Origin of the sequence: Roseomonas sp. TAS13 (genome assembly GCF_001950415.1) — a bacterium.
GTDB lineage: Bacteria > Pseudomonadota > Alphaproteobacteria > Acetobacterales > Acetobacteraceae > Roseomonas > Roseomonas mucosa.
The window spans coordinates 1-5985 of record NZ_BDLP01000279.1 but is presented as its reverse complement, the minus strand read 5'-3'; the positions used below and the strand labels follow the sequence as shown (position 1 = coordinate 5985).

General features: G+C 71.5%; 7 protein-coding genes. 4 read left to right on the top strand and 3 right to left on the bottom strand.

Annotated features, from left to right (window positions below; translation table 11 throughout):
- The 3 genes from modC to modA all read right to left on the bottom strand — a co-directional run.
- Nucleotides 1–764, bottom strand: a 764-nt coding sequence (gene modC, locus ROTAS13_RS17995; protein ID WP_075823014.1) for a molybdenum ABC transporter ATP-binding protein, incomplete at its 3' end; no start/stop codon positions are given.
- A gap of 55 nt (nucleotides 765–819) precedes the next feature.
- A complete protein-coding gene (gene modB, locus ROTAS13_RS17990) occupies nucleotides 820–1542 on the bottom strand; it encodes a molybdate ABC transporter permease subunit (protein ID WP_019459242.1) in 723 nt (240 codons plus the stop codon).
- 100 nt (nucleotides 1543–1642) lie between these two features.
- Nucleotides 1643–2437, bottom strand: a complete 795-nt coding sequence (modA, locus tag ROTAS13_RS17985; RefSeq protein ID WP_019459243.1) for a molybdate ABC transporter substrate-binding protein — start codon at nucleotides 2435–2437, stop codon at nucleotides 1643–1645.
- 435 nt (nucleotides 2438–2872) lie between these two features.
- Here modA and rimP point away from each other — a divergent pair, with 435 nt between their 5' ends.
- From rimP to ROTAS13_RS17965, 4 genes are all read left to right on the top strand, one after another.
- The gene (gene rimP / locus ROTAS13_RS28175; RefSeq protein WP_026032885.1) at nucleotides 2873–3436 is read left to right on the top strand and encodes a ribosome maturation factor RimP; all 564 of its coding nucleotides are present in this window, start codon (nucleotides 2873–2875) and stop codon (nucleotides 3434–3436) included.
- Between the two features lie 5 nt (nucleotides 3437–3441).
- Nucleotides 3442–5037 (top strand): transcription termination factor NusA, encoded by a 1596-nt coding sequence (gene nusA, locus ROTAS13_RS17975; RefSeq protein ID WP_019459245.1) that lies wholly within the window; start codon nucleotides 3442–3444, stop codon nucleotides 5035–5037.
- Between the two features lie 46 nt (nucleotides 5038–5083).
- Nucleotides 5084–5728, top strand: a complete 645-nt coding sequence (locus ROTAS13_RS17970) for an RNA-binding protein (protein ID WP_026032886.1) — start codon at nucleotides 5084–5086, stop codon at nucleotides 5726–5728.
- A 31-nt stretch (nucleotides 5729–5759) separates the two neighbouring features.
- Nucleotides 5760–5985, top strand: a 226-nt coding sequence (locus ROTAS13_RS17965; protein ID WP_139323423.1) for a translation initiation factor IF-2 associated domain-containing protein, incomplete at its 3' end; no start/stop codon positions are given.

The window sequence follows — 5985 nt, the reverse complement described above, 5'->3', positions numbered from 1 at the left end:
GCCACACGCTCCCGCACCGTGCAGGCGAGCAGCACGCCCGCATCCCGCCGCCCGGCGAGAAGCGGCAGGTCGGTGCGGGCGGAAAGCTCCTCCACGCTGCCCTCGGCGAGCACGCGCCCCGCCTCCATCAGCACCAGCCGGTCCGCCAGCCGATCCACCTCCTCCATCGCATGGGTGACGTAGAGGAGCGGGATGCTGAGCCGGTCGCGCAGCCGCGTCAGGAAAGGCAGGACCTCCGCCTTGCGCGCGGCATCCAGCGCGGCCAGGGGCTCGTCCATCAGCAGCAGGCGGGGGCGCGACAGCAGGGCACGGCCCAGGGCGACACGCTGCCTCTCGCCGCCGGACAGCGCGGCGGGGCGGCGGCGCAGCAGATGGCCGATGCCGAGCAGCGCCACCACCTCCTCGAAACCGGGTCCGTCCACGCCGCGCGGTGCCCGGCGCAGCCCGTAGCGCAGGTTGGTGTCCACCGAAAGATGCGGGAAGAGCCGCGAATCCTGGAAGACCACGCCGCAGCGCCGCTGTTCCGGCGGCAGCATGCGCCGCGCCGCGCTGTCGAACAGCACCATGCCATCCAGCGCGATCCGCCCTTCCCGCGGGCGCAGCAGCCCGGCCACCGCGGCGAGCAGGGTGGACTTGCCGCAGCCCGAGGGGCCGAAGACCGCCGTGACGCCCGGTGTCGGCGAAGCGAAGGCCGCATCGATGGCAAAGCCCGGCATGTCCGGGGCGGGGGCGGGAAAGCGGTGGCGCAGGCGGACTTCCAGCATCAGCCGCGCCGCCTCGGCGCGCCGGGTGGCGCGGCCCGGCCGGACGGGCGCGGCATCAGCGCGGCGCCCGGCCGAGCATGACCTGCATCCGCCGCCCGGCGAATTCCGCCAGCAGCAGCCCCAGCACGGCCAGCACGAAGGAGACCGCCGCCAGCTTGGCCGCCGTCGCCTCGCCGCCCGGGGTCTGGGTGGCCGCGTAGATCGCCAACGGCAGGGTCTGGGTCTGGCCGGGGATGTTGGAGGCAAAGGTGATCACCGCGCCGAACTCGCCCAGCCCGGCGGCGAAGGCGGTGATGGCGCCGGACAGGATGCCGGGCGAGATCAGCGGCAGGGTCAGCGTCACGAAGCGGTCCAGCGGCCCGGCGCCGAGCGTGCGCGCCGCCGCCTCCAGCCCCGGATCGACGGAATCCAGGCTGAGGCGCACCGCGCGCACGATCAGCGGAAAGGACATGGTGGCGGTGGCGAGCGAGGCGCCGGCGGTGGTGAAGACCAGCCGGATGCCGAACCAGTCGTTCAGCAGCGCCCCGACCGGCCCGCGGATGCCGAAGGTGACCAGCAGCAGCCAGCCCACCACCACGGGCGGCATCACCAGTGGCAGGTGGACGAAGGCGTCGAGCAGGGCACGCCCCGGAAAGCGGTGCCGGGCCAGCAGCCAGGCGGCCAGTACCGCCGGGGGCAGGCCGAACACCACCGAGCGCAGCGCCACCTCCAGGCTGAGGCGCACGGCCTGCCATTCCTCGGGCGTCAGCCAGCCTGCCGGGTTGCCGGGCCAGGTCATGCGGAGCGGGTCAGGCCCCAGCGGGGCGGGACATGGCCATCGGGCGGGATCGGGCGGGCCAGGGGCGGTCGGGGTCCAGTGGGCAGGGACCGATCATGCCCTATGGCTGGCGCAGGGCGAAGCCGAAGCGCTGGTAGACCGGCGCCGAGTCGGGGCCCGTGATGAAGGCCAGGAAATCGCGCGCCTGGGCATTCCCCTCGGCCCGTTTCGCCAGGGCGAAGGGATAGGTGATCGGCGGGTGGCTTTCCGCCGGGAAGGTGGCCACGACCCGCACCCCCTTCGAGATCGCGGCATCGGTGGAATAGACGATGCCGAGCGGCGCCTCGCCCCGTTCCACCAGCAGCAGGGCAGAGCGCACATTGTCCGCCCGCGCCAGGCGCGGCGAGAGCTTGTCCCACTGTCCCATCCAGCCCAGCGCCGCCTGGGCATACTTGCCCACCGGCACGTTGGAGGGATCGCCCGTCGCGATCCGCCCATCGGCCCCGAGCAGCGCCGAAAGGTCCGTGTCCCGGGTCAGCACCAGCTTCGGCGCCGGCTTGTCGGCGGGGGCGATCAGCACCAGGGCATTGGCCAGCGGGCTGACCCGCGTGCCGTCCACGATCAGCCCGCGCTGCTGGACATAGTCCATCCAGGGCTCGTCGGCGGAAGCGAAGATGTCGGCGGGCGCCCCCTGCTCCATCTGGCGCGCCAGGGCCGAGGAGGCCGCGAAGGAGAAGCGCGGCGCCGGATGGCCCTTGGCCTTCCAGGCCTCGCCCAGCGCGCGCATGGCATCGGTCAGGCTGGCGGCGGCAAAGACCGTGGGCCCCCCGGCCTCCTGCGCTCTCGCGCCGGACAGGCCCACCAGCGGTGCCGCGAGGCACAGGGCGAGGGCCGAGGCGAAAAGCCGACGACGCATGGGGGGTCTCCGCTTCGCTATTCCTCGTTGGATATATCGGTGGGCTTCCCAGGCCGCAACCATCCCTTCGCCGAGGCTATATGCCGCGGATATATACGGTGTGCCGGGATAATGCCGGTTCGCCCTGGCGGTCGCCCCCGGGGAACAGAGCAACGGCAAAGGCGAGGCACCGGAACCCGCGCAGCCTGGGGCCTGGGAGGCTGCGTGCCTTCCTGGTGGGAGGGCGGCGAGGGGGTGCCCGCGGCGACGGGCCGAAGGGCGCCCCGTGGAATCCTCTTGCTTCCCCTGTCTCGCGGCACTACATCCCTGCCGAGACAATCCGCCGTTTTCAGGGGGGTGGCCTTCACGGGCCGCCTTTTTTTATTGCCGAAGCCCGACGCCGACGACCGCGAGAGTAACGACACCGCCAGCGACACCGCCCCGGGCACGCCCGATCTGACCGGCGGCCTGGAGGCGCGGCTGGCGCGTGTGGTGGAGCCTGCACTGGCCGGCATGGGCTATGAGCTGGTGCGCGTGCAGGTCAGCGGGACGCGGACGCCCACGGTGCAGATCATGGCCGACCGTGCCGATGGCGCGCTGATCGGCGTGGAGGACTGCGAGGCGATCAGCCACGCCGTCGGCGCCGTGCTGGATGTCGAGGACCCGTTCAGCGGCGAATGGAACCTGGAGGTTTCTTCCGCCGGCATCGACCGGCCGCTGACGCGCACCAAGGACTGGCTCCGCTTCGCCGGGCATGTCGCCACGGTGGAGCTGCTGGTGCCGCAGGACGGGCGCCGGCGCTGGAAGGGCCGCATCCTGGCGGCGGACGAGAATGAGGTGAGGCTCCGGCTGGACGAAGGCGGCGAGGCGGTGATCCCCCGCGACACCATCCGCCGCGCCAAGCTGGTGCTGACCGACGAGTTGATCGCCGCCACGGCGACGGAAACGGCGGGCGAGCCCGGGGACGCCGAAGAGGCGGACGAGCAGCCGCGCCGCAAGCCGCACGCGAAGAGGAACTGACGCCAATGGCTCTGGACGCCTCCGTCCTTCGCCCCGAACTGCTGCAGGTGGCCGACGCCGTCGCGCGCGAGAAGATGATCGAGCGCGACGAGGTGCTGGAGGCCATGGAGCAGGCCATCCAGAAGGCCGGCCGCGCCAAGTACGGCGCCGAGAAGGACATCCGCGCCACCATCGACCGCCGCTCCGGCGAGGTGAAGCTCTCCCGCTGGACCGAGGTGGTGGACGCCGACACGGTCGAGAACGAGGAGACGCAGATCCCGCTGCGGATCGCGCTGAAGTTCCAGCCGGAGATCGAGGCCGGGCAGTTCATCGTCGATCCGCTGCCACCGATCGATTTCGGCCGCATCGCCGCGCAGACCGCCAAGCAGGTGATCGTGCAGCGGGTGCGCGAGGTCGAGCGCAAGAAGCAGTTCGACGAGTACAAGGACCGCGTCGGCGAGATCATCAACGGCGTCGTCAAGCGCACCGAGTACGGTAACCTGATGGTCGATCTCGGCCGGGCGGAGGCGCTGCTGCGCCGCGACGAGACCATCCCGCGCGAGGCCTTCCGCAACGGCGACCGGGTGCGCGCCTATATCTATGACGTGCGCGAGGAGACGCGGGGCCCGCAGATCTTCCTCTCCCGCACCCATCCCGGCTTCCTGGCCAAGCTGTTTGCCCAGGAGGTGCCGGAGATCTACGACGGCATCATCGAGATCAAGGCCGTGGCCCGCGACCCGGGCTCGCGCGCCAAGATGGCGGTGATCTCGCGCGACAGCTCCATCGACCCGGTCGGTGCCTGCGTCGGCATGCGCGGATCGCGCGTGCAGGCCGTGGTGGCGGAGCTGCAGGGCGAGCGCATCGACATCATCCCCTGGTCCGGCGACCCGGCGACCTTCCTGGTGAACGCCCTGGCCCCGGCCGAGGTGACCAAGGTGGTGCTGGACGACGAGGGGCGCCGGGTTGAAGTCGTGGTGCCGGATGACCAGCTTTCGCTGGCCATCGGGCGCCGCGGCCAGAACGTGCGCCTCGCCTCCCAGCTGACCCGCTTCGACATCGACATCCAGACGGAGACCGAGGAGAGCGAGCGCCGGCAGGAGGAGTTCCGCAAGCGCACCAGCCTCTTCGTGGACGGCCTGGATGTGGACGACGTGATCGCCGGCCTGCTGGTCACCGAGGGCTTCACCACGATCGAGGAGGTCGTGGACGCCCCGGACGAGGAACTGGCCGAGATCGAGGGCTTCGACGAGACCGTGGCCCAGGAGCTGAAGCGCCGCGGTCATGCCTGGCTGGAGAGCCGCGACCAGGAGCTGGACGAGAAGCGCCGCGCGCTGGGCGTCGAGGACGTCGTGGCCGAGGTCGGCGGCTTCAGCCCGGCGACCCTGGTGACGCTCGGCGAGAAGGGCATCAAGACGCTCGACGACCTGGGCGACCTGGCCTCCGACGAGTTGGTCGAGATCCTGGGCGAGGACAGCATCGACGAGGAGACGGCGAACGCCATCATCATGGCGGCGCGCCAGCACTGGTTCGAGGGCGAGGAAGGGGCGGCCGAGGCCGCCGGCCACGCCGATACCGGAAATTCCGGTGAGGAGACAGACAACGCCACCCGTACCGAACCATGATGACACACGCGATGTCATAACGGGCCGGCCCGACGCCGAGGGTGCCATGCAGGCGCCCTCCGGCGATCCGTCTGGCTCGCCGGCGGAGATGGGGCAACCCGATCCCGAGGAGAAGGGCCCGCTGCGCCGCTGTGTCGTGACGCGCGAGAGCTTCCCGAAGGAAAGCATGATCCGGTTTGTCATCGGTCCAGGTCGGGAACTCGTTCCTGACCTGGCCGAACGGCTGCCTGGGCGGGGAATGTGGTTGAGCGCGCGGGCCGATGTGCTAGAAGCCGCGCTCAAGCGTGCAGCCTTTGCCAGGGCGGCCCGTGGGCCGGTCAACCCTCCCCCCGACCTGAATGCACGGATCGAGGCTGGCCTGAGGCAGCGCCTGCGGGACCTCCTGGGCTTCGCGCGGCGCGCAGGGCAGGCGGTAAGCGGCTTCCAGCAGGCGCGCGAATGGCTGCAGGCTGGGCGGGCCGGCCTGGTGGCACAGGCTTCCGATGGCAGCGCGGCGGAGCGCTCGCGGCTGGTCGGGGCCAGGGATATCCCGGTGGTCGCCGTCCTGACGGCGGCGGAGCTGGGGGGAATTTTCGGACGCGACCACGCGGTGCACGTGGCGGTCGCAAAGGGCCGGCTGGCCCAGGAGATCGCGCGAGAGGCGGCCCGTCTGGGCGGCTTCATCAGCGCCGTGGAGAGTGTGCGTGGCTGAAAAGAATACGACGGGTACAGATAGCGGGCCGATGAGCGACGGGAACGAACAGGATGCGGCCAAGGGTCGGCTGAGCCTGAGGCCCGGCGGTCGGATGGAGCTCGGCAAGACGGAGGCGGCGGGCAGCGTGCGCCAGTCCTTCAGCCATGGCCGCTCCAAGACCGTGCAGGTCGAGGTGGTGAAGAAGCGGACCCCGGCCCCCGCGCCGGTTGCCGCGACGGGCCCGGCCCGATCCGGCGCCGCGCCGGGCGGCCGCC

Excerpts from the sequence above, each read along its gene's own strand:
- modB (WP_019459242.1), bottom strand. The coding sequence starts at position 1,542 with ATGACCTGGCCCGGCAACCCGGCAGGCTGGCTGACGCCCGAGGAATGG.
- modA (WP_019459243.1), bottom strand. The coding sequence starts at position 2,437 with ATGCGTCGTCGGCTTTTCGCCTCGGCCCTCGCCCTGTGCCTCGCGGCA.
- nusA (WP_019459245.1), top strand. The coding sequence starts at position 3,442 with ATGGCTCTGGACGCCTCCGTCCTTCGCCCCGAACTGCTGCAGGTGGCC.
- ROTAS13_RS17970 (WP_026032886.1), top strand. The coding sequence starts at position 5,084 with ATGCAGGCGCCCTCCGGCGATCCGTCTGGCTCGCCGGCGGAGATGGGG.